Source organism: Neorhizobium sp. JUb45 (assembly GCF_004343585.1).
Classification (GTDB): Bacteria; Pseudomonadota; Alphaproteobacteria; order Rhizobiales; family Rhizobiaceae; genus Neorhizobium.
The window spans coordinates 308,941-332,711 of record NZ_SLYW01000005.1 but is presented as its reverse complement, the minus strand read 5'-3'; the positions used below and the strand labels follow the sequence as shown (position 1 = coordinate 332,711).

16 protein-coding genes and 1 pseudogene are annotated in these 23,771 nt (G+C 60.6%); 8 read left to right on the top strand and 9 right to left on the bottom strand.

The window, feature by feature from the left end; translation table 11 throughout:
• Positions 1–6 precede the first annotated feature (6 nt).
• The 3 genes from EDF70_RS20895 (at position 7) to EDF70_RS20885 (ending at position 3,924) form a co-directional block, all read left to right on the top strand.
• A complete protein-coding gene (locus tag EDF70_RS20895) occupies positions 7–1,437 on the top strand; it encodes a M20 family metallopeptidase (RefSeq protein ID WP_132277497.1) in 1,431 nt (476 codons plus the stop codon).
• A gap of 95 nt (positions 1,438–1,532) precedes the next feature.
• Positions 1,533–2,993, top strand: a complete 1,461-nt coding sequence (locus EDF70_RS20890) for a phospholipase D-like domain-containing protein (RefSeq protein ID WP_132277618.1) — start codon at positions 1,533–1,535, stop codon at positions 2,991–2,993.
• A gap of 88 nt (positions 2,994–3,081) precedes the next feature.
• Positions 3,082–3,924 (top strand): endonuclease/exonuclease/phosphatase family protein, encoded by an 843-nt coding sequence (locus tag EDF70_RS20885; protein ID WP_132277495.1) that lies wholly within the window; start codon positions 3,082–3,084, stop codon positions 3,922–3,924.
• On the opposite strand, the gene EDF70_RS20880 is transcribed toward EDF70_RS20885, so the two are convergent.
• Positions 3,904–5,013, bottom strand: coding sequence for an NAD(P)/FAD-dependent oxidoreductase (locus tag EDF70_RS20880; RefSeq protein WP_132277493.1), 1,110 nt, complete (start codon positions 5,011–5,013; stop codon positions 3,904–3,906). The genes EDF70_RS20885 and EDF70_RS20880 overlap by 21 nt on opposite strands.
• A gap of 204 nt (positions 5,014–5,217) precedes the next feature.
• Here EDF70_RS20880 and EDF70_RS30660 point away from each other — a divergent pair, with 204 nt between their 5' ends.
• Positions 5,218–5,352: a hypothetical protein gene (locus tag EDF70_RS30660; RefSeq protein WP_281033626.1), complete on the top strand. Its 135-nt coding sequence runs from the start codon at positions 5,218–5,220 to the stop codon at positions 5,350–5,352.
• Between the two features lie 69 nt (positions 5,353–5,421).
• On the opposite strand, the gene EDF70_RS20875 is transcribed toward EDF70_RS30660, so the two are convergent.
• Complete coding sequence (locus EDF70_RS20875; RefSeq protein WP_245519267.1) at positions 5,422–6,582, bottom strand: M20 aminoacylase family protein; 1,161 nt, start codon at positions 6,580–6,582, stop codon at positions 5,422–5,424.
• A 437-nt stretch (positions 6,583–7,019) separates the two neighbouring features.
• Here EDF70_RS20875 and EDF70_RS20870 point away from each other — a divergent pair.
• Positions 7,020–15,407 (top strand): annotated as a pseudogene (locus EDF70_RS20870) (glucoamylase family protein); the annotation flags it as partial.
• Between the two features lie 500 nt (positions 15,408–15,907).
• Here EDF70_RS20870 and EDF70_RS20865 read toward each other — a convergent pair.
• Positions 15,908–16,309, bottom strand: a complete 402-nt coding sequence (locus EDF70_RS20865) for a DUF559 domain-containing protein (RefSeq protein WP_132277489.1) — start codon at positions 16,307–16,309, stop codon at positions 15,908–15,910.
• A 210-nt stretch (positions 16,310–16,519) separates the two neighbouring features.
• Positions 16,520–18,268 (bottom strand): glucan ABC transporter ATP-binding protein/ permease, encoded by a 1,749-nt coding sequence (locus EDF70_RS20860; RefSeq protein ID WP_132277487.1) that lies wholly within the window; start codon positions 18,266–18,268, stop codon positions 16,520–16,522.
• A gap of 231 nt (positions 18,269–18,499) precedes the next feature.
• Here EDF70_RS20860 and EDF70_RS20855 point away from each other — a divergent pair, with 231 nt between their 5' ends.
• Positions 18,500–18,655: a DUF3309 family protein gene (locus EDF70_RS20855; protein ID WP_112728864.1), complete on the top strand. Its 156-nt coding sequence runs from the start codon at positions 18,500–18,502 to the stop codon at positions 18,653–18,655.
• Positions 18,656–18,695: 40 nt separating this feature from the next.
• Positions 18,696–18,950 carry a YMGG-like glycine zipper-containing protein gene (locus tag EDF70_RS20850; protein ID WP_132277485.1) on the top strand — a complete coding sequence of 85 codons (255 nt, stop codon included), beginning with the start codon at positions 18,696–18,698 and terminating at the stop codon, positions 18,948–18,950.
• A 72-nt stretch (positions 18,951–19,022) separates the two neighbouring features.
• Here the strand turns inward: EDF70_RS20850 and phbB are convergent, their stop codons facing one another.
• Both phbB and EDF70_RS20840 read right to left on the bottom strand, forming a co-directional pair.
• Positions 19,023–19,748: an acetoacetyl-CoA reductase gene (gene phbB, locus EDF70_RS20845; RefSeq protein WP_132277483.1), complete on the bottom strand. Its 726-nt coding sequence runs from the start codon at positions 19,746–19,748 to the stop codon at positions 19,023–19,025.
• Between the two features lie 44 nt (positions 19,749–19,792).
• Positions 19,793–20,974 (bottom strand): acetyl-CoA C-acetyltransferase, encoded by a 1,182-nt coding sequence (locus EDF70_RS20840; protein WP_132277481.1) that lies wholly within the window; start codon positions 20,972–20,974, stop codon positions 19,793–19,795.
• A 244-nt stretch (positions 20,975–21,218) separates the two neighbouring features.
• Here EDF70_RS20840 and phaR point away from each other — a divergent pair, with 244 nt between their 5' ends.
• Positions 21,219–21,803: a polyhydroxyalkanoate synthesis repressor PhaR gene (gene phaR / locus EDF70_RS20835; RefSeq protein ID WP_132277479.1), complete on the top strand. Its 585-nt coding sequence runs from the start codon at positions 21,219–21,221 to the stop codon at positions 21,801–21,803.
• Positions 21,804–21,893: 90 nt separating this feature from the next.
• On the opposite strand, the gene rpmF is transcribed toward phaR, so the two are convergent.
• From rpmF to EDF70_RS20820, 3 genes are all read right to left on the bottom strand, one after another.
• Positions 21,894–22,079 carry a 50S ribosomal protein L32 gene (gene rpmF, locus EDF70_RS20830; protein ID WP_112458846.1) on the bottom strand — a complete coding sequence of 62 codons (186 nt, stop codon included), beginning with the start codon at positions 22,077–22,079 and terminating at the stop codon, positions 21,894–21,896.
• Positions 22,080–22,241: 162 nt separating this feature from the next.
• Positions 22,242–22,901, bottom strand: a complete 660-nt coding sequence (locus EDF70_RS20825; RefSeq protein WP_132277477.1) for a glutathione S-transferase family protein — start codon at positions 22,899–22,901, stop codon at positions 22,242–22,244.
• A 75-nt stretch (positions 22,902–22,976) separates the two neighbouring features.
• On the bottom strand, positions 22,977–23,657 hold the full coding sequence (locus EDF70_RS20820; RefSeq protein WP_165932085.1) for a transglycosylase domain-containing protein: 681 nt from the start codon (positions 23,655–23,657) through the stop codon (positions 22,977–22,979).
• Positions 23,658–23,771: the final 114 nt, after the last annotated feature.

Sequence of the window (23,771 nt, the reverse complement as noted above, 5' to 3'; positions counted from 1 at the left end):
CACGACATGACGAGCAGCAGCAACCTTCCTCAGGTCTTCGATACGATCGAAAAGAAGAAGGAGGTTTTCACCGAGCTCGCCAACCGCGTCTGGGAAACGCCTGAAACCTGCTACATGGAAACGCTGTCTGCCGCAGCACACCGCGAAATGCTGGAAGCGCAGGGTTTTGCCATCACCGACAAGGTTGCCGGTATTCCCACCGCACTGATCGGCGAAGCGGGCGAGGGCGGCCCGGTCATTGCATTCCTCGGCGAGTTCGATGCCTTGGCCGGCCTCAGCCAGAAGGCCGGCGAAGTGGCGCATGATCCGCTGGTGGCGGGTGCCAACGGCCATGGCTGCGGCCATAACCTGCTCGGCTCCGCCTCCATGCTTGCCGCCACGGCGCTGAAGGATTGGCTCGAAGCCACCGGCACGCCCGGCCGTGTGCGCTATTACGGCTGCCCGGCCGAAGAGGGTGGCGCCGCAAAGGCCTTCATGGTGCGCTCCGGCGCTTTCGAGGATGTCGATATCGCCATCAGCTGGCACCCGAGCAATTTTGCCGGCGTGCAGCGCGAAACCTCGCTTGCAAACTGCCGCATCGATTTTGTCTTCCACGGCCGTGCCGCCCATGCCTCCGCCGTGCCGGAACTTGGCCGCTCGGCGCTCGATGCCGTCGAGCTGATGAATGTCGGCGTCAATTATCTGCGCGAACACATGCAGCAGGATTGCCGTATTCATTACGCCGTGCTCGATACCGGCGGCATCTCGCCCAATGTCGTTCAGGCTTATGCCAAGGTGCGTTACGTGGTGCGCGCTCCCGATCTGCCGGGCCTCTTGTCGCTGATCGAACGCGTCAAGAAGGTAGCGCAGGGTGCGGCCTTGATGACCGAAACCACCATGGAAAGCACCATTCTCGCCGGCGTTTCGAACCTGATGGTCAACACGCCGCTGATGGACACGATGCAGGACATCTGGGACAGCGTCGGTACGCCGGAATTCGATGCCACCGATATCGCCTTCGCGGAAAAAATCCGTGCCACGCTGACGCCGGAAGATATCGCCGCCAGCTGGCGCCAGGAAGAACTGGATGAGCGAGATATCCCGCTCGCCAATTTTGTCCTGCCCGCGCATACCCGCCTCAAACAGATGGGTGGCTCCACCGATGTCGGTGATGTCAGCTGGGTGGTGCCGACGGTTCAGGCCTACGGCCCGACGCTTGCCATCGGCACGCAGCTGCACACATGGCAGGTCGTGACGCAGGGAAAAAGCCCGCTTGCCCACAAGGGCATGGTAACGACCGCCAAGGTTATGGCCGCCACCGGCCTTGCCGCGCTGCAGAGCGAACAGCTGCGCGATGCCGCTTGGGCGGATCTGAAACGCCGCCAGAAGGGCATCATCTATACCAGCCCGATCCCGGAAGGCGCCGAGCCGCCGGTTGCCGCAATGGCCTCCAAGTAAAGCAAACGAACGGAAAAACCGTCTTGTGACCGGGCCGTATGACTATGTCATGCGGCCCGCATTGCACGCTTGGTGCCCGCGCCTATATTGCCAGCATGCTTGAAACATTTTACGCCTACTGGCCGCATATTTTCCTCGTCCTGTCGATCGTGATGGGCGTGCCGGCGGCCATCCATGCGACGATGAACAAGGAGGAAGTCCGCTCTGCCATCGGCTGGGTCGGCGTCATCATCCTGTCACCCTTCATCGGCGCGCTCCTTTATCTGATTGCCGGCGTCAACCGCATCCGCCGCAACGTTTTGGGTTTCCAGCGATCGCGCGTCCAGTACGGTGCCTTTGCGCATCTGGAAGCCTATGATGTCGCGTCCGAAACGGTCACCACGCACTTCGGTCATCGTTTTCTTGCCATGAAAACGCTGGGAGACCGCGTCGCCCGCCATGCCTTCACCACCGGCAACACGATCGACGTCTTCGATACCGGCGACAAGGCTTATGGTGCGATGCTCAATGCGATCGCCTCGGCACGGCGCAGCATTCTTCTGGAAACCTATATTTTCGACAGGGATCGCATCGGCACGCGCTTCGCCGAAGCCTTGATCACGGCCGTTCAGCGCGGCGTTGAGGTCCGGGTGCTGATCGATGCGGTGGGCGCCCGCTATTCGGTGCCGAGCATTCTGGGCATGCTGCGCGATGGTGGCGTCGCCGTCGAAGTTTTTAACGGCAATGTCATCATGGGCCTGCGCCTGCCCTACGCCAACCTGCGCACCCACAGAAAGATCATGATCGTCGATGGCACGGTGGCGTTCACCGGCGGGATCAATATCCGCGAAGGCTTTTCCGCTGAAATCTCCGGCGACAAATGCGCTTTCGATACCCATTTCCGTGTCACCGGGCCGGTCGTCACCGATCTTTTTGCCATTGCCTCGGAAGACTGGCAGTTCGCTTCCGGTGAAGTGCTCGATAGCGATGCCTGGCAGGTCACAGCCCCGGAAAAACTGCCGGGCGATCCGGTTCTGGTGCGCGCCGTCGGTTCAGGGCCGGATCGCAGCAACGAAACCAATCACAAGATGCTGATGGGCGCGTTTTCGGTGGCGCGCAAATCCATCCGCATCGTCTCGCCCTACTTTCTGCCCGACCGCGAACTGATCACCGCGCTGATCACCGCCGCAAGACGTGGGGTCACCGTCGATATCGTCGTGCCGGAAACCAATAATCTCACCCTCGTCGACCGCGCCATGACCGCGCAGTTCGACCAGATCCTCAAGAATTACTGCCGCATCTGGCGGGCCACCGGCGCCTTCAATCATTCCAAGCTGATGGCCATCGATGGCTGTTGGGCCTATGTCGGTTCGTCCAATCTCGACCCTCGCTCGCTGCGGCTGAACTTCGAGGTGGATCTTGAAGTGCTGGATCGTGATTTTGCCGTAGCTTTGGAAAAACGCATCGACCAGACGATCGAAACCGCGTCGGCCGTGACGCTGGAAGGCCTGCGCAACCGCCCCTTTGTCGTGCGTCTGCTGGAAAGGGTGCTGTGGCTCGGTTCGCCTTATCTTTGACCCAACCTGCCGTTAACGAAGCTGGCATTTAACGAAAATGGAACGCTCGGGCGGCTAGGGTATTTTATCAGTCAAAGGATTGCCAGCGATGACCAAACCCATCCGCAGCAAGCGCGACAATCTTCCGGCGAGCATTATCGCCTCCATCCGCAATCGCAAGAAACGCGATACTGGTCCTCATCCGCATGACCCTGCGGAAGGCATGCTTGTTGCCTCCTACAATGTCCACAAATGCGTCGGCGTCGATGGCCGTTTCGATCCCGAGCGCACCAGCCATGTCATCCGCGAGATCGGTGCCGATGTCGTGGCGCTGCAGGAGGCGGATACCCGGTTCGGTGAACGCCGTGGTCTGCTCGATCTGCACTGGCTGGAGCGTGAAACGGGCCTGACGCCTGTTCCTGTTTCGGGTGTGACGCGGGCGCATGGCTGGCACGGCAATGTCGTGCTGTTTCGCGAAGGTCTGGTGCGCGATGTGCATCAGGTTAAACTGCCGGGGCTCGAGCCGCGCGGCTGCCTCGTCACCGAAATCGAGTTCAACAATGGCGCGACGCTGCGCATCATCGCCGCTCATCTCGGCCTGTTGCATCGCTCCCGCCACCAGCAGACACGGATGATCCTCGACATCATGGGCTCGCGCCACGAACAGCCGACGGTGCTGCTTGGTGATCTTAACGAATGGCGCCTTGGTGACCGTTCGTCTCTGCACGGATTGGCAAGTGTATTTGGCGGTACGCCGAAGGCGGTGCCGAGTTTTCCGTCGCGACTGCCGGTTCTGGCGCTCGACCGCATCATGAGCAACCGCGCCGGTCTGATCGAGCGCGTGCATGTGCATGACAGCGCGCTTGCCCGTATCGCCTCGGATCACCTTCCGATCAAGGCGGTGGTGCGCTCCAATACGGCCTCATCACTGTCAGCCGTCGCCCAGGCGTGAGCGCAGCTCCATGGCAATTGCCAGCGATGACGTCAGTCCCGGACTTTCGATGCCGAAAAGGTTGACCAGTCCCGCAATGCCGTGAACCTCCGGCCCGTCGATGCGAAAGTCCGACGCGGGTGCATTCGGATCGCCGATCTTTGGCCTGATTCCCGAATAGCCGGGTGTCAGCGCATCGTCCGGCATAGCCGGCCAATAACGGCGTACGGCTTCGGCAAAACCATCCGAACGGCGCGGATCGACTGCGTAATCGATCTCTTCCACCCATTCCACATCCGGTCCGAACCGTGCCTGTCCGCCCATGTCGAGCGTCAGGTGCACACCCAGCCCATGCGCATGCGGGGCAGGGTAGATCAGCCGGTTGAATGGTGCGCGGCCGGAAAGCATGAAATAATTGCCCTTGGCATAACGGGTTTCGGGCACGAGGGCCGGCGAAAGCCCGTCGATCCTTGAGGCGACTTGCGAAGCATGCAGGCCACCGGCATTGACCAGAAACCGGCAGGTCAGCGACATCGTTTCCGCGCCACCAACAAAAACCGTGAAGCCGCTACCCGTCACCTCTGCTCGCTTGAACGGTGACATCAGCGCGATCGCGGCACCGTTTTCCTCGGCATCGCCGCGCAGCGCCAGCATGTAACCATGGCTGTCGATAATGCCGGTTGAGGGCGACACCAATGCTGCCATGCAGGAAAGTGCCGGCTCCAGCTGTCTTGCTTCTTCGCCCGAAATCATCCGCAGGTCGTCGCAGCCATTGGCCTCGCCCTTGGCTTTCAAACCTTCAAGCACCGCCACTTCATCGTCACTGTTGGCAACGATCAGTTTGCCGCAGCGGCGGTGCGCCACGCCATGGCTTTCGCAATAATCGTAAAGCCTGCGCCGCCCTTCGACGCAAAACCGTGCCTTCAGGCTTCCTTGCGGATAATACAGCCCGGCATGGATAACCTCGCTGTTGCGGGATGATGTGCCGGTACCGATCGCGTCGGTGCTTTCGAGAACGATCACGGACAAACCTGCGATTGCCAGTTCCCGCGCCGTGGCAAGGCCAATCACGCCTGCCCCTATCACGATCGCATCGATATCCACCGTCATTCCCGCAGCTCCCGAATTTTTACAGTTTTTTTACACACCGTGAGGTTCTAGCAAAATCCTCTTCAAAATACCGAATTCTGCCTCATACGAAAAAGGATTTTCTAAGGCAGGCCGGTGGTCGCGCAAGTTTATCTCTATCGAACTGGTAGAGTTAAGATAGGATGGTATCAGCTCAATTGAGAGCGTCTATGGCTGGAGGATATCATGCGGCATCTCGATACACATGCGCCCCGGCATCTTTCCGGACGTTCCGGCAAGTGGCAGTCTGCCCTGCATGCCGTGCTTGTCACGGCCGCATTCGCCTTTGTCTGCGGCGTTACGCTCGGGCTTTTCCCTTAAAAGTAAAGCCATATCAGTTCATATGAAAAACCTCCCGCGTTGGGCGCGGGAGGTTTTTTGTTTTCGGGTTCAGGCCTTCAGCCAGTTTTCCGCGACATCCACCCAGAATGCGGTGCCGATCGGTAGCGCCTCGTCGTTGAAATCGAAGCGCGGGTGGTGCAGCGGCGGGTCGTTTTCGGTGCGTTTGGTGCCCAGCAGAAAATAGGTACCCGGCCGCTCGCTGAGCATATAGGCAAAATCTTCCGCCCCCATGGAAGGACGCGGCAGATCCTGAACCTTGTCCTCGCCGATCACCTTTCGAGCGAGATCGCGGATGAAGGCGGTCTCGGCCTCGTGGTTGACGGTCGGGTGATAGCCGCGCTCGTAGATCACTTCGGCGCGCAGGCCATAGCTTTCCGCCTGTCCTTCCGCCACCTTGCGAATACGCTCTTCCAGCAGATCGCGGGTTTTCGGGTCGAAGGAGCGGATGGTCAACACCATTTCGGCACGCTCGGGGATGACATTGCTCGCCTTGCCGCCATTGAAGGCGCCGACGGTGACGACGGCCGAATCGAGCGGATGCACATTGCGTGAAACGACGGTCTGCAGGGCCATGATGATGCTGGCGCCGGCAACGATCGGGTCGGAAGCATCCTGCGGTTCGGCGCCGTGGCCGCCATGGCCATGTACGACGATCCTGCATTCATCGACGGCCGCCATGATCGGCCCGTCGCGCACGACGATATGGCCGAAGGGCAGGGCGGGGTCGTTGTGCAAGCCGAACACGGCATCGCACGGGCATTTTTCAAACAGCCCGTCCTCGATCATCAGTCTGGCGCCGCCAAAGTTTTCCTCGGCCGGCTGGAAGATCAAATGCACCGTGCCATCAAAATTGCGGCGCTCAGCAAGGATTTTTGCCGCTCCGAGCAGCATCGCGGTATGCCCGTCATGGCCGCAGGCATGCATCAGGCCTTCGTTCTTGCTGGCATAGTCCAGCCCGGTTTCCTCATGGATCGGCAGCGCGTCGATATCGGCGCGGATGCCGATAGAACGAGAGCTGTCGCCGTTGCGGAGCGTGCCGACGACGCCGGTCTGGCCGAGGCCACGCGTCACCTCGTAGCCGAGTGCCGTGAGTTGGGCTGCGATAAAATCGGAGGTCTTGAATTCCGAAAGACCGAGTTCCGGATTTTCGTGCAGAAAACGTCGCGTCGCCAGTACTTCCGGCATATAGTTGGAAAACTGGATCGTCATCGTTCTTCCTTTCTTCTGCATCACTGAAAAGCCCTGAAATGCGGCATTTTCTTTCCGATACATGTTGGTATCCGGCAAGGCTCGCCTCGGTCAACAGGTTCCGGATGTGGTCACCATGAGGGGGAATGTGGTGTTCGTCTTTCACCGGTCATGAAAGCATAGCAATCTGTGTTCCAAGCAGCTGAATACGTTCAGGTTTCATTCAGGCCGACGGTTTTAGACCGGTCAATCCTTATTATCCGGGAGGAACAGGTGGGCCGTTGCTGTCTTTCGATTTGCCATATTGCGCTTGCCCCCTATCTCCTCCGTGCTCGCAGCGTCGTTCGGATGATGTCCGGATGATGCCTGCAGCGAAATGACAGATGGGGCCGCCGGACCCTTTTGATCCGGCAGAGCGCCAATCCCGACGACGACATTCCTCTTTCAGAAGCCGAGACATGTCCTTTCATAATACCCCGACCGCCCCTCGCGAAACCGATACCAGACAGATCGACCATAACGAGGCGATCCGCTCCACCTATCTGACGATAGAGGAGCTGCGCGAATGCGGGGAAGCGCTGGCGCGCGACGGAACGCAGACCCTGCCCGGTTTGATGGAGTTCTCCTTCCGCGAGCGCCATCGCGAGAACGAGGCGGAGATCCTGAAAGTCTACCGCCAGACCGCGAAGGACGTGGATGCCGGGGCGACGATCACGCCGGCCGCCGAATGGCTGATCGATAACCACTACATCGTCGAGGAAGCCATTCAGGAAGTCCGCCGTGACTTCCCGAAGAAATTCTATCGCCAGCTGCCGACGATGAAGGTCGGCAATATGGAGCTGCCGCGCGTTCTGGTCATGGCATGGCTCTATGTCGGCCACACCCACAGCACCGTTTCGCGCGAAAAGCTCACCGCTATCACCGAAGGTTTTCAGGTCCATCAGCCGCTGCAGATCGGCGAGCTCTGGGCGCTGCCATCCTTCCTGCGTTTCGTGCTGGTTGAAAATGCCCGCCGTATTGCGGTGCGTGTCGATCGTTCGCGTAACATGCGCCTCAAGGCCAATCAGGCTGCCGATGAAATCATCCGCCTCAATGACCCGGCTGCCAGCGCCGATCTCCTGAAGCAGCTTGAGCCGCAGACGGAAGACAACACGTTCAATACGCAATTCCTCTACCGCCTGCGCAACGCGCCGCAGAATCAGGGTTTTGCGCTGGAATGGCTGGACGAGCGCATGCGCCGCGCCGGCATGGACGCTGAAGACGTGATGATGGCGGAGCATAACCGCCTGTCATCAGGCAATGTCACGATGGGCAATATCATCAAGAGCCTGCGTGAGATCGACGATACCGAATGGAGCGTCTGGTTCGAAGAGGTCTGCCTCGTCGATCAGGTTTTCCGCGATCAGAGCGATTACCAGGTTCTCGATTTCGGTTCGCGCAACTCCTACCGCAACCGTGTCGAAAAGCTTGCCCGCAAGACCAAGAAGTCGGAAATCGATGTCGCCAAGGCAGCCATCCGGCTGGCCGAGGAAGCGGCAAATGCGCCTGACGCCGATCCGCACAAGGCCAATGTCGGCGCCTTCCTTGTCGGCATGTATAACGAGGATCTGGAAAAGGCGATCGGCTACAAGCGCGATCCCTGGCAGTCCTTCCTTGCCAGGGTGCAGGGCATGCGCTGGCTCTCCGTTGCCGGCCCGGTCCTGCTGCTGACCGCACTGGTTCTCGGCATTGTCGGTTATTTCCTTGGCGCCGCCGGCATGTCCTGGCCGGTCATTCTGCTTTTCCTCGTCATGTTTGCACTGCCGGCATCGGAAGGTGCCACCGGTCTCTTCAACACGCTGGTCACCTATGTGGTGAAGCCCGCGCGTCTGGTCGGTTACGAATTCAAGGCCGGCGTGCCGGAAGATGCCCGCACGCTCGTCGTTGTGCCGTGCCTCATCAACAACCGCGATACGGTCGATGAACTCGTCCGCAATCTCGAAGTCCATTACCTCGCCAATCCGCGCGGCGAAGTCTATTTTGCGCTGCTCAGCGACTGGCGCGACGCCCAGGTCGAGGAAGCCGAAGGCGATCTCGAAGTTCTGGAATATGCCAAGCGCGAAGTCGCCAACCTTTCCGCCCGTTACGCCTTCGATGGAGGCACGCGCTTCTTCCTGCTGCATCGCCGCCGCCTCTATAATCCGTCGGAAGGCGCATGGATGGGCTGGGAGCGCAAGCGCGGCAAGCTGCATGAATTGAACATGCTGCTGCGTGGCGACAAGGACACGACCTATATGGCCGGCGCCAATACCGTGCCGGAAAACGTCCAGTACGTGATGACGCTCGATGCCGATACGCGCCTGATGCGCGACGCCGTCACCAAGCTGGTCGGCAAGGCGCATCACCCGATGAACCGCCCGGTTCACGATCCGCGCACCGGCCGCGTCGTGCAGGGTTACGGCCTTCTGCAGCCGCGCGTTACCCCGTCGCTGACGACCGGCAAGGATGCTTCTGTCTTCCAGCGCATCTATTCCGCAAGCCGCGGCGTCGATCCTTATGTCTTCACCGTTTCCGACGTTTATCAGGACCTGACCGGCGAAGGTTCCTTCACCGGCAAGGGCCTCTATCACGTCGATGCATTCGAACACGCGCTGCGTGGCCGTATCGATGAAAACGCCGTTCTCAGCCACGACCTTCTCGAAGGTTCGTTCTCGCGCTGCGCCTTGATCACCGACGTTGAACTGGTCGAGGATTTCCCGACCCGTTACGAGGTCGAAGTGTCGCGTCAGCATCGTTGGGCGCGTGGCGATTGGCAGCTCATCCCTTACATCCTCGATCCGGCCCGTGGCGTCACCGCGCTCGGCCGCTGGAAGATGATCGACAACCTGCGCCGCTCGCTCACCCCGATCGCCTGGTTCTTCGCTTCCGTCCTCGGCTGGTATTTCATGTCGCCGCTCGGCGCCCTGATCTGGCAGATCCTGCTGATCTTCATGCTGTTCGTCGCACCGACCCTGTCGCTGATCCGCGGCATCGTACCGGGCTCGACCGATATTGTGCCGCGTGCGCATTTCCATTCCTTGTGGACGGATGTGCGCGACGCCAATGCGCAGGTCGCGCTGCGCATTGTCTTCATCGCCGATTCGGCCTGCATGATGACCGATGCCATCGTGCGTTCGCTCTACCGCCTGTTCGTCAGCCGCAAGCTGATGCTGGAATGGCGCACCGCCGCCTCCATCCAGGGCGCCGCACAGGGCAGCCCGCTCGATTATTACCGGCAGATGTGGCACGCCCCCGTGGTGGCGCTGCTGGCGCTGTTCCTTGCGGCGCTGCCGGAAGATAACGCGTTCCTTATCGGCCTGCCCTTCGTCACCCTCTGGGTGCTATCGCCTCTGGTCGCATGGTATGTCAGCCAGTCGGCCGAAACCGAAGACCGCCTGTTCGTGCCCGAGCCGGTTGCCGTCGAACTGCGCAAGATCTCGCGCCGCACCTGGCGGTATTACGAGACCTTTGTGACCGAAGAGCAGAATTTCCTGCCGCCGGACAATTTTCAGGAGCGTCCGGAACCGATCATTGCCAAGCGCACGTCGCCCACCAATATTGGCGTCTATCTCCTCTCCACCGTTTCGGCCCGCCATTTCGGCTGGATCAGCTTCAGCGAGACCGTCGAGCGTATCGAAAACACGCTCGCCACCGTCGAGAAGATGGACAAGCATCGCGGCCATCTGTTCAACTGGTATTATACCGACACGTTGAAGACGCTTGGCGCCCGTTATGTCTCTACCGTCGACAGCGGCAACCTTGCCGGTCACCTGATCGCCATTTCGTCGGCTTGCCGCGAATGGGCCGAAGCCCCGTCCGCGCATCTTCAGGGCAATCTCGATGGCATCGGCGACGTCGCCGGTATCTTGAGCGAAAACCTGAAGGCCCTGCCGGACGATCGCAAGACCGTGCGTCCGCTGCGCCGTCGTCTGGAAGAGCGTATCGCCGGTTTTGCCAGCGCGCTGGCCGCCGTCAAGCGCGAGCACGAATTCGCCTCGATCCGCATCATCAACCTGTCCGTGCTTGCGCGTGACATCCAGAAGCTTGCCGTCAATCTCGATCATGAGGTCGGATCAACGCAGTCGGGCGAAGTGGTGCGCTGGACGGAATATCTGGTCGCTGCCTGCGAAGCCCATATCGCCGACACGACCTTCGATCATTCGACGCTGGAACTGATGCGCAAGCGCCTCGCCGTTTTGCGCGACAAGGCCCGCTCGCTCGCCTTCTCTATGGATTTCACCTTCCTCTACAACAAGGACCGTCGTCTTCTATCGATCGGTTACCGTGCCGAGGAAAACGAACTCGACGAAGCCTGCTACGACCTTCTGGCGTCGGAATGCCGCCTCACCAGCCTGTTCGCCATCGCCAAGGGTGACCTGCCGACCGAACACTGGTACCGCCTCGGCCGTCAGGTCGTGCCGATCGGTTCGCGTGGTGCGCTGATCTCGTGGTCGGGTTCGATGTTCGAATACCTGATGCCGCCGCTCGTCATGCAGGAGCGTCAGGGTGGCATTCTCAACCAGACCAACAACCTGATCGTTCTCGAACAGATGAACCACGGTCGCCGTCTGGGTATTCCGTGGGGCATTTCGGAAGCGGCCTTCAATGCCCGCGACCATCAGCTGAACTATCAGTACACCAATTTCGGCGTGCCTTCGCTCGGCCTTAAACGTGGTCTCGGCCAGAACGCCGTCATCGCGCCTTACGCCTCGATCCTCGCCAGCCAGTATGCTCCGCATGCGGCGCTGGAGAACCTCGAAAAGCTGCGCGCCGTCGGTGCGCTCGGCAAATACGGTTTTCACGATGCCGTCGATTTCACGCCGACCCGCGTGCCGGAAGGCAAGCGTTGTGCAGTGGTCTACAACTATTATGCACACCACCATGGCATGTCGATCGCGGCCATTGCCAACGTCGTTTTCAATGGTCGCCTGCGCGAGCTCTTCCACGCCGATCCGGTGATCGAAGCCGCCGAACTGCTGCTACAGGAAAAGGCACCGCGCGAAGTGCCGGTCATGAGCGCCAAGCACGAAGAGACCCCCGGCAGCGGCCAGGGCGAACTGTTGCGCTCGGAGATCCGCACCATCACCGATCCGGCCGTGCAGGATCGCCAGCTGGTGTTCCTCTCCAACGGTCACTATTCGACCATGCTGACGGCAACCGGTACCGGTTACGCCACCTGGAACGGCCTGTCCGTTTCCCGCTGGAAGCCCGATGCCACCGAGGATCGCTGGGGCCAGTTCCTCTTCCTGCGCGACACTGCCACCAATCAGTGGTGGTCGACGACCGCGGAACCGCGCCGTATCGAAGGCGAGGAAACCAAGGCCATCTTCGGTGACGAAAAGGCCGAATTCCACAAGACGGTCGGCACGCTGACCAGCACGGTCGAATGCATCGTCGCCACCGAGCACGATGCCGAAGGCCGCCGCCTGACGCTGCTCAACACCGGCACCGAAGACCGCTACATCGAAGTGACGTCCTATCTCGAACCGGTCATCGCCCACGACAATGACGACAGCGCCCATCCGGTGTTCTCGCGCATGTTCGTGAAGACCGAGATCGGCCGTCGTGGCGATGTCATCCGTGCAACGCGCAACAAGCGTTCATCGGGCGATGCCTCGATGTGGGTGGCGCATCTTGCCGCCGACAATGCCGGCTCGTCGCGTCCGACCGAATTCGAAACCGACCGTCGCCGCTTCCTCGGCCGTGGTCGCAACCTGTCGGAAGCCGCCGCTTTCGATCAGGATGCGACGCTTTCGGGCACGGACGGTTTCACCCTCGATCCGATCATGTCGCTGCGCCGCGTCGTGCGCGTGCCGGCCGGCAAGAAGGCAACGGTGATCTTCTGGACCATCGCGGCCCCGATCCGCGAGGAACTCGACGTTGCGATCGAGCGCTATCGCCATGCCGATGCCTTCGGTCACGAACTGACACAGGCCTGGACCCGCGTTCAGGTGCAGATGCGCCATATCGGCATCAACTCGCAGCAGGCCGCTGCCTTCCAGCAGATCGGCCGTTACCTTGTCTATCCGGACATGAACCTGCGCGCCGATACCGCCACGCTGGAAACCGGCCTTGGCCGCCAGTCCATGTTGTGGGCGCAGTCGATCTCGGGCGATCACCCGATCCTGACCCTGCGCATCAATGACGAAATGGACATGGAAGTCGCCAAGGAAGCGTTTTCCGCGCAGGAATATCTGCGGTCGCGCGGCCTCACGCTCGATCTGGTCATCGTCAACGAAAAACCTGCCTCCTATGCGCAGGACATGCAACACGCCATCGACCAGCTCAGCGAAAACATCCGCAAGCTCGGGCAGACCGAAGGTGCCCGCGAACACGTCTTCTCGCTGCGTCGGGACCTGATGGACGAAGAAACCTGGGCAGCGCTGATTGCCGCCTCCCGCGTCGTTCTTCACGCCCGCAACGGCAAGATCATCGATCAGGTCACCCGCGCTGCAGCCCTGACGCCGACTTCGGCCACGGCCGACGCCAACCGTCAGACCCTGCTGTCGGCTGAAAACTTTGCAGCACCCGTTGCCGGTGAAGCACCAGCCGATCTCGATTTCTGGAACGGTTTCGGCGGTTTCTCCAAGGATGGTTCGGAATATGTCGTGCGTCTCAACGGTGGCGGCACAACGCCGCAGCCGTGGATCAACGTCATCTCCAACGAGAATTTCGGTTTCCACGTGTCGGCTGAAGGTGCCGGGTATACCTGGAGCCAGAACTCGCGTGACTACCAGCTGACGCCGTGGAGCAATGACATGGTCGTCAACCGCTCGGGCGAAGGTTTCTACCTGACCGACCTCGACAGCGGCATGATCCACACGCCGTTTGCCGGCCTGTCGCGTCGCCCGGCAACGAAGTTCGAAGCCCGCCACGGCCTCGGTTATTCGGTCTTCTCGGCCGATGACGAAAGCCTGAAGATCGAGCTCACCCAGACGGTCGACCGCACGCGGCCGATCAAACTGTCGTCGATGAAGATCCGCAACTCCGGTTCGGAAACCCGTCGCCTGCGTGTCTATGGTTATGTCGAATGGGTGCTGGGTTATAACGTCAAGCGCACGGCACCGTTCATCCTCTCTGCCCGCGACGAGGAAAGCGGCGCGCTGTTCGCCACCAACCGCTTCAGCAACGATTTCCAGCGCACGGCCTTCTTCGCGTCGAGCGAAACCCCGTCCGGCTTCACCACCAGCCGCCGCGAATTTGTCGGCCGTCATGGCTCGGTGGCGCTGCCATCGGCCGTCGTTGCAGGTGCTACCCTCAGTAGCGCCATGGAACTGGATGGCGATCCGTGTGCGGCTCTCGCATGGGATGTCGAGATCGCGCCGGGTGAAGAAAAGATCGTCACCTACGCGCTCGGCGATGCCGCTACCCGCGAGGAAGCTGCAGGTTACGCCTCGGATATCCGTGACGAAGTCTTTGCCGACATTCTGGCGAAAAACCGTGCCTTCTGGCAGGAATTCACCGGCCGTCTGCAGATTTCGACGCCGGACAAGGCGTTGAACAACATGGTCAATCACTGGCTGCCCTATCAGGCGCTGGGATGCCGGATCATGGCCCGCACGGCCTTCTACCAGTCGAGCGGTGCCTATGGCTTCCGTGACCAGTTGCAGGATACGCTGGCCTTCCTCGTGCACGAACCGTCTCTCGCTCGCAGGCAGATCATCAATGCCGCCTCGCGCCAGTTCAAGGAAGGCGACGTGCAGCATTGGTGGCTTCCGGCCACCGGCGCCGGCGTGCGCACCAATATTGCCGATGACGTGGTCTGGCTCGCTTATGCCGCCAACCAGTACATCACCGCCACCGGCGACAAGAGCCTGCTGGACGAGGAACTGCCGTTCCTCACCGGTCAGGCGCTCGCCCCCGGCCAGCACGACATCTTCTTCGAGCCGGGTGTGACGGAAGAAAAGGTCAGCCTCTACGAACATGCCGCCATCGCACTCGATCTTGCCATTGAGCGCACCGGTTCGAACGGCCTGCCGTTGATCCTCGGTGGCGACTGGAACGACGGCATGAACCGCGTCGGCTCGGGCGGCAAGGGCACCAGTGTCTGGCTCGGCTGGTTCCTCGCCAGCGCACTGCGCAGCTTTGTTACCGTTGCCGAAGAGCGTGGCGACAAGGTGCGTGCAAAACGCTGGACGGCACATCTTGCCTCGCTGAAACAGGCGCTGGAAACGGCGGGCTGGGACGGCACCTATTATCGTCGTGGTTATTTCGACGATGGTGGCCCGCTCGGTTCTTCGGAAAACCTCGAATGCAGCATCGACAGCCTCGGCCAGTCGTGGAGCGTGCTGTCGGGCGAGGGCGATCCAGAACGATCGAAACAGGCCATGGATGCGGTCGTCGAAAAGCTGATCGACGAACAGGCCGGTATCATCCGCCTGTTCACGCCGGCCTTCGTCAACACGCCGCAGGATCCGGGTTACATCAAATCCTATCCGCCGGGCGTGCGTGAAAACGGTGGCCAGTACACTCACGCTGCCATCTGGGTGGTGCTGGCGCTGGCAGCGCAGGGCCGCAATGAGGATGCCTGGAAGGCTTTCCAGATCCTCAACCCGGTCAACCACGCGCTGACACCCGACGCAGCCGAACAGTACCGCGTCGAGCCTTATGTCATCGCTGCAGACGTTTATGGCGTTGGCGAGTTGACGGGTCGTGGCGGCTGGACCTGGTACACCGGTTCCGCAGGCTGGCTCTACCGTGCTGCTATCGAGGGCATTCTCGGCATCAAGCGCGAGGGTGGCCGTCTTCAGGTCAACCCGGTCATCCCGGCCGAATGGGACGGTTTCGAACTGGACCTGACGCTGCCGGAAGGCACGTTCAAGGTTGCGGCCAAGCGGGTTGCCGGTGGTGATCTGGTGGTGACCGTCAATGGCGCTGCACTTGATGCAGCGGGTGGGGCGGTTTTGGGCGGTGGTGCGCCGGTTATTGCTTCCACGGCTGTTGCGGAAAAGCCTGCCAGGGTCGCCGCTGCAAAGCCTGTCCGTGTTGCCAAGCCGGCGGTTGAAGAAGCGGCGACGGAAAAGCCTGCCAAGGTGACAAAGCCAAGGGCACGCAAGAAGACAGAGGAATGATCCTGTCTTTCTGCTGATGTTATGAAAAACCCGCTCTCCGGCTGGAGGGCGGGTTTTCTGTTGGGGGAGAGTGTGCCCCTCATCCGGCTGCCGCCGCCTTCTCCCCGTCATGACGGGGAGAAGGGATATGCCGCACTACCGTTGCCTCAAGCGCCGATGGCGAGCATGGCACGTCCCCTCTCCCCGTTCTTACGGTGAGAGGGTTAGGGTGAGGGGCAACCTCCAAGCCATCTGGCTTGTTTGGTGAACAGAAAACTTCAGCCTATCCGCCACGGAATGAAACGCATCTCGGCAGTTTCGACTGCTTCCAACAACCGGCCATCCAGCACAGCGACAATCGTCTCCGTAACGGCCTCCGTCTCAGTCAGCACATCAACATTCCAGAACCGCAGAATGGCCCAACCCTCCTGGGTCATGACGTCATCCCGGTGCCGATCATGCGCGCTACCGGAATGCTGGCTGCCATCGACCTCCACGACCAGATGCGCTTCCCGGCACGCAAAATCGGCAAAATACCTGCCAATGGGAAATTGCCGCATGAGCTTGACGCCGTTGAGTTGCCGATTGCGTAATTCATTCCATAGCTTCGCTTCGGCATCATTATCGGTTTGCCGAAGCGATCGTGCGCGTTTGGTTGTGGGTTGATCGGGACCGCGCATCAACGCTTCATCCGTTGGCAATCAACGGTAAAATCCCAAGCTTTCTGAGCTTCAGCAAGTGCGAGATTTTGGTGCGTGTGGCTGCCCCTCATCCGGCTCGCTGTCGCTCCGCCACCTTCTCCCCGTGAGCGGGGAAAAGGGATATGCCGCACCCCACACAAAAATGCCCGCCAAGAAGGGCGGGCATCAAAATAGCTTGTCAGGAAAAACTCACTCCGCAGCGGTTTTGGTGTCGTCCGTCAGAAGCCCGCTGGTCTTCAGCAGCGAGGCGAAACGGCCGCCCTTGTCGCTGAGTTCGTCGAACGTACCCATTTCGGCAATGCGGCCCTGTTCGAGGAAGATGACCTTGTCGGCGTCGCGCACGGTCGAAAGCCGGTGGGCGATGATGAAGGTGGTGCGGTTCTCGCGCAGCCGGTCGATCGCATCCTTCACCCGCGCTTCTGTTTCCACGTCGAGCGCGCTGGTCGCCTCGTCCAGCACCAGGATGGGCGCATTCTTGAGGATGGCGCGGGCGATGGCGATACGCTGGCGTTCGCCACCCGAAAGGCGGTTGCCGCGTTCGCCGACCGAGGTGTCGAAACCGGTTAGGCGGGTCTGGATGAAATCGGCAGCGGCAGCCGCTTCTGCGGCCGCAATGATTTCCTCGTCGGTCGCACCCTCGCGTCCAAGCCGGATGTTCTCGCTGATCGAACGGTTGAGCAGGCCGGCATCCTGAAACACTGTGGCGATCGAGTTGCGCAGCGATTTGCGGGTCACGGTCGAGATATCGGCGCCGTCGACAAAAATCTTGCCATTATCCGGCTCGTAGACGCGCTGCAGCAGATTGACCAGCGTCGTTTTGCCGGCGCCGGTCGGGCCGACGATGGCGACCGTCTCGCCGGCATTGGCGACGAAGGACACATCGTGCACGCCCTGCGCCGAGCCGCCGAAGGAAAAATCGACGTTGCGGAATTCGACCTTGCCCCGCACCTGACCGAGTTCGGCAAGGCCGGCGGGTTCTTCGCGTTCCTCGACAGAATCCTCCAGCACGAAAAAGTCGTCCAGCTTGGCACGGGCTTCAAAGATCTGGGTGGCGAACTGGCGCAGCAGGTCGAGGCGGCCGATCAGCAGGTTGGCGAAGCCGATAAAGGCGATGACGTCACCGATCTTCAATTCGCCCTTCTGTACCAGCGCCGTACCGATAACGAGGATGATGCCCATAGACACGGTAGAGGCGGTGCGGTTCAGCGCGCCGGCCAGCGCCCACCAGTCGAGAACCGGGTACTGGGCGGCCAGAAGGTTTTTCGTATAGTCGCGCAGCGCCCGCGTTTCCTGCTCGATGCGGTTGTAGCTATGCACGACCGAAACGTTGCTGATCGAATCGCTGACGTGGGAAAAGACATTGTGATAATGGCTTTCCACGGAGGCCTGACCCTCCTTGGTGCGCTTCATCACCATGCGGCCGATGAACCAGTAGACGATGCTGAGCGCAAACAGCACGAGGCTGAGGCGCCAGTCCATCGAGATGGCGGTCGGGATGAGCAGGGCCACGGCAACGGCAGTCGCCAGATGGGTGCGCATGAATTCCAGCCACAGGCCGAACAGCGTTTCAGCGGCGCGCAGAAGCGTGTGCAGGGCATTGGATGTGCCGCGCTTGTGATGCCAGGACAGCGGCATGGAAATGATGCGGCCAAAGGCTTCCGTCAGCAGCGTGGCGCGACGTCCATGTGCCAGCCGGTCGGCCTCGCGGGCAACCAGAACATAGGCGATGGTGTTGAACAGGCCAAAGCCCGCCCACATCAAAAGGATCGGCGTTACCGGGCTGTTGGAGGAGATCGCGTCGACGATCCGGCCGAACAGGATCGGCTCGATGATGGTCACGGCGGCGAGCACGATGTTGGCGATCACAACGACCGTCACCTTCACCTTGTTGGCTCCAAGGTATTTCAGTGCTCTCCAATAGATCTGCAGCAGGCTCAATGCGTCATCCTCTGATGAAATTTCATGCTTTTTTAGTGCGGCCAACATGTATCGGCGCTGAACGGCTCAGATAGCGCAGTCGGCGTCCGATACCAGTCGGTGGGGCCGGATGAGCCGAAAACGTATTCATGAAGCGTTCATGCGGATTGAATCAGAAGTTCGTGGAACAAAGTGATAGTCTTCACGTTGTCGCGGTCACAAAGCAAACATAATTTGTGTCGGAGAACTTCAATGCTTGGTACGATCCTGCTCGTTGTCCTTATCCTGCTTCTGATTGGTGCCCTTCCGAACTGGGGTCACAGCCGTAGTTGGGGTTACGGACCGTCTGGCGGTCTGGGCCTCGTCGTTCTGATCTTGATCATTCTGCTTCTGATGGGCAGGATTTAACGAGCGGGGGACCCCGCGTCTTTTAGGGAAGGAAGTCGTTATGAAGAAAATTGTGCTCGTAGCTGCCATGGTCGGCGCTCTCGCATCCTGCACGTCCACGGAGAAGGGCACCGCAATCGGCGCAGGCTCCGGCGCGCTCATTGGTGGCGCTGTCACCAACAGCTGGGGTGGCGCAGCTGTCGGCGCAGTGGCCGGTGGTCTGGTCGGCGCTGCAATCGGCGAATCGCAGAAGCGTCAGGGCTACTGCATCTATCGCGATCGTTATGGCCGCACCTACGAAGCTCGTTGCCGCTAATCGACGGCTTGAACTTCCAGAAAACCGGCGTGGAGATGAAAACCTCCACGCCGGTTTTCTTTTGTCCTGATGTCAGGCGAAAAATTGCCCGCCATTGGCGCTGAAAGTCGCGCCGGTGATGAAGCCGGAATCATCGGATGCCAGAAACACCACGCAGCGGGCGATCTCCTCCGGCGTGCCGAGCCGGCCGATAGGGATCTGCGGAATGATTTTTTCCGCCAGCACATCCGGCGCTATCGCCATCACCATTTCCGTACCGATATAACCGGGGCAGATGGCATTGACGGTGATGTTGCGGCTCGCGCCTTCCTGCGCCAGCGCCTTGGTGAAGCCCAGATCGCCGGCCTTGGCGGCGGAATAATTCACCTGGCCCGCCTGTCCGCGCTGGCCGTTGATCGATGAAATGCTGATCACCCGGCCAAAATTCCGCTCGCGCATGCCGGGCCATACCGGATGTGTCATGTTGAAGAGGCCGGTGAGGTTGGTGGCGATCACCGCGTTCCACATGTCGGGCGTCGTCTTGTGAAACATGGCATCGCGGGTGATGCCGGCATTGTTGACCAGAACGTCGATGGGTCCGAGCAGTGCCTCCACCTCGGCAATTCCCGCCACGCAGGCATCGTAATCACGCACATCCCAGCGAAACACCGGTATGCCGGTCTTTTCGTGAAAGGCCGTCGCTCGCTCTACATTGCCGGCATAGTTGGCGGCCACGCGGTAGCCCGCCGCCTGTAATGCCACACAGATTGCCGCGCCGATCCCGCGCGTGCCTCCCGACACCAAGGCCACTCTGGTCATTCCCGGCGCCTCCCTCTCAGCCGCCACCGCTGGCGCGCTTCACATCACATCGCTTCCAGGCACATGGCGACACCCATGCCGCCGCCGATGCACAAGGTCGCCAGCCCCTTGGCAGCCTGCCGCCGCTTCATCTCGAACAGCAGCGTGTTGAGCACGCGCGCCCCGGAGGCGCCGATCGGGTGGCCGATGGCAATCGCTCCGCCATTGACGTTGACGATGGCGGGATCCCAGCCGAGTTCGCGATTGACCGCGCAGGCCTGTGCGGCGAAAGCCTCGTTGGCCTCCACCAGATCGAGGTCGGCAACCGACCATCCGGCTCTGGTGAGCGCCTTGCGTGATGCCGGGATGGGTCCGGTGCCCATGACCTGCGGATCGACGCCGGCGGTCGCCCAGGAGGCGATACGGGCCAGTGGTGTCAGGCCACGGCGAACCGCCTCGGCTTCGCTCATCAGCAGCACGGCAGCGGCGCCGTCATTGATGCCGGAGGCGTTGCCAGCCGTGACAGTGCCCTCCTTGTCGAAGGCCGGGCGCAGCTTGGCAAGACTGTCCAGTGTGGCGCCGATACGGATATATTCGTCGCTGTCGACGGTCACGTCACCCCTGCGGCTCTTGACGGTGAAGGGCACGATTTCGTCGGCAAAGCGTCCGGCCTTCTGCGCGGCTTCGGCCTTGTTCTGGGAGGCGAGGGCGAACTGATCCTGATCGTCCCGCGAAAGCTGCCACTGGCGAGCGACGTTTTCGGCGGTGATGCCCATGTGGTAGCCGTAAAACGCATCGGTCAGGCCGTCACTGATCATGGTGTCGATCATCTTCATGTCGCCCATCTTGGTGCCGCCGCGCAGGTGCGCGCAATGCGGGGCCATCGACATGGATTCCTGCCCGCCGGCCACAACGATTGCGGCATCGCCGGTGGCGATTTGCTGCATGCCGAGTGCGACGGCACGAAGCCCCGAACCGCAGAGCTGGTTGACGCCCCAGGCCGTCGTTTCCTTCGGTGTGCCCGCCTTCATCGCCGCCTGCCGCGCCGGGTTCTGGCCTTCGCCGGCGGCAAGAACCTGACCCAGAATGACCTCGTCCACCTCGCCTGCATCCACGCCGGCGCGCTCCAGCACCCCACGGATGACGGTGGCGCCGAGTTCGTGCGCGGGTACGGTCGAGAACGCGCCGTTAAAGGCACCGACGGCGGTGCGCGCAGCTGACACGATCACGATCGAAGGCAGGCTCATGGGATATCTCCTCAGCTATCGGCATGGTTTTGGCGAGACTGGCAAAGCTCATGCGCCAAGTCAAACGGCTTCGCGCCTTCACGGTGAAACGCCTGTCCTGCTGATATGCCCGCATTTTCCGAAGGGCCGCGTGTCGCCGCAGCGCACAAAAATCCATTGTCACTGCAACCGGTTTGGGCGTAGTGTTCTCGCGGGAGAGGAAACCCGCATAACAGAACGATGTTAAGGGGACGAGGAGGAGAATATGGCGAAGAATGAAGGCCAAGTTGTCATCAAGAAATATGCCAACAGACGCCTCTATAACACCGGTACCAGCACCTACGTAACGCTGGAAGATCTCGCCAAGATGGTCAAGAAGGGTGAGGAGTTCTCGGTTCAGGACGCCAAGACCGGCGAAGATATTACCCATTCAGTCCTGACGCAGATTATTTTCGAACAGGAATCGAAGACCGGCAATACGCTTCTGCCGGTATCCTTCCTGCGACAGCTGATCTCCTATTACGGCGATCAGATGCAGATGGTGGTACCCACCTTTCTCGAACATTCGATGAAGACGTTTGCCGACCAGCAGGTGCAGATGCGTGAGCACATGACGCGTACCTTCGGCGAAACGCCACTGACGAAAAACCTGCAGGCACCGATGCAGATGATGGAAGAGCAGGTGCGCCGCAATACGGAAATGTTCCGTCAGGCGGTGCAGATGTTCACGCCGTTCACGGCGCAGGCGGAAGCGCCGCGCGAACCGCGCAAACCTGCCGATGCAAAGGATCTCGACGAGCTGAAGGAACAGCTGCGCTCGCTGCAGACGCGTCTGGACAGCATGACATGATCTGTCCTTGAGCTTTCTTCGGCAAACACAGACAACAAAAAAGCCCGGTCGCGAGACCGGGCTTTTTTGAATGACTTCCGTCAAAAGCGCTTATGCGCTTTCCTTCGGCGTCAGAACCTGGCGACCGCGGTACATGCCGGTCTTCAGGTCGATGTGGTGCGGACGGCGAAGTTCGCCGGAGTTCTTGTCCTCGACGAATGTCGGGGTTGCGAGCGCGTCAGCAGAGCGGCGCATACCGCGCTTGGACCGGCTAACTTTTCTCTTCGGTACTGCCATTTTAAGTACTCCAATTGACGTGCAGACTATGATCCCCGGCCGAGAATTCAGGCCGAATGGACATGTCTGGAACTCGGAAATTTGGCCGGCTTATACATGCGGTATCGGCCTTTGACCAGTCCCTACCGGCATTTTCGAGTCGATTTTTGAGAATCACCTGAATCAGGCTTCGTCCTCGGCAACGATCCAGCTTTCCGCCTTGGCCGCCGTCTCCCAGCTCTGCCATGCGGGCGTTGCTTTCATCGCATCCATATAGGCTTGGGCATCGGCGTCAACAGCGATGTCATAGACGTCGAGGCGGTTGACGACAGGTGCGTACATGGCGTCGGCGGCGGAGAAGGCGCCGAACAGGAAGGGACCGCCGGAACGCTCGCGCATCTCGCGCCAGATCGTGGTGATGCGTGTCACATCGTCCTTGACGGCGCTGGCGGTCGCGGCATCGAAATCGAGTGCGGCGCGGGGGCGGCGCATGTTCATCGGGCAGGCGTTGCGCAGGCCACGGAAGCCGGCGATCATCTCCAGCGAGATGGCGCGGGCCATTGCCCGGTCACCGGGATCTTCCGGCCAGAAATGCTTTTCGGGAAAGAGTTCGGCGACATATTCGATGATTGCCAGTGATTCCCAGATGCGCAGCCTGCCGTGGTGCAGGACGGGCAGTTTGGCTGACGGCGAGATTTCGGCAAATCGCGGGTTTCCAGCCGGGAAATCAAACGGGATCAGCACTTCCTCGAACGGCACGTCAAAGGCCGTGAGTGCAATCCACGGGCGAAAGGACCAGGAGGAATAGTTCTTGTTGCCGATATAAAGCGTCAGCGCGTCCATGCTCGGATCTCCCGTTTGCCACAGGTCCGCAACCTAGCCGTAGGTTGTATTGGTGACCAATGAAATTCGGGAAACCTATCGATAAAGACAGGTGATGTAATCGCCTGCACCCTGTGCCCGGCGCTCGACGAGGGACGCGAGGCGCTGCATGCCGCGGCCGGGCTTGCTGGCGACGCGGGTGATCGGATTGGGGAGCGAGACGGCGAGCAGGGCTGCCTGACGGCGGTTGAGTTTCGACGCCGAGGTTTTGAAATGTCGCTGAGCGGCGGCACCGGCGCCATAGGTCTGCGGCCCCATTTCGGCGACGTTCAGATAGATTTCCATCATCCGCTCTTTCGACCAGACGAAATCGGCCCATAGGGCAAGCGGCAGCTCCAGTCCCTTGCGCAGGAAGGAGCGGCCGTTCCACAGGAACAGGTTTTTCACCGTCTGCATGGGGATCGTACTGGCGCCGCGGGTGGATTCACCGTCCAGCGCATCCTGCACGACGCCACGCATCTGGTTCCAGTCGACACCGCCATGGGCGCAGAACTGGCCATCTTCGGACATCATCACCGAGCGCACCAGTGCCGGGGAAATATCCTCGAACGATGTCCATTGCCGGTCATATCCACGCAACAGCGCCAGATCGGCGATCATCAGCGTCGAGATCGGTCGGATGAACGGGATGGCGTAGAGAACGACGAGAAAATAGGGGAGGATCAGAAGTACCGCGATGGTGAGAACCACACGCCGGACAATCGGGTTGGAAAGCATCCGCCTGTGACGGGATCGCGCCACGGGCTGCTCCTCTTCCGTATTATGCTGCTCGGCCGGGCTTATGTCCAAGATCGCACTCATTTGTCGCCTCTCGCCCGTTCTAGCGTTCAA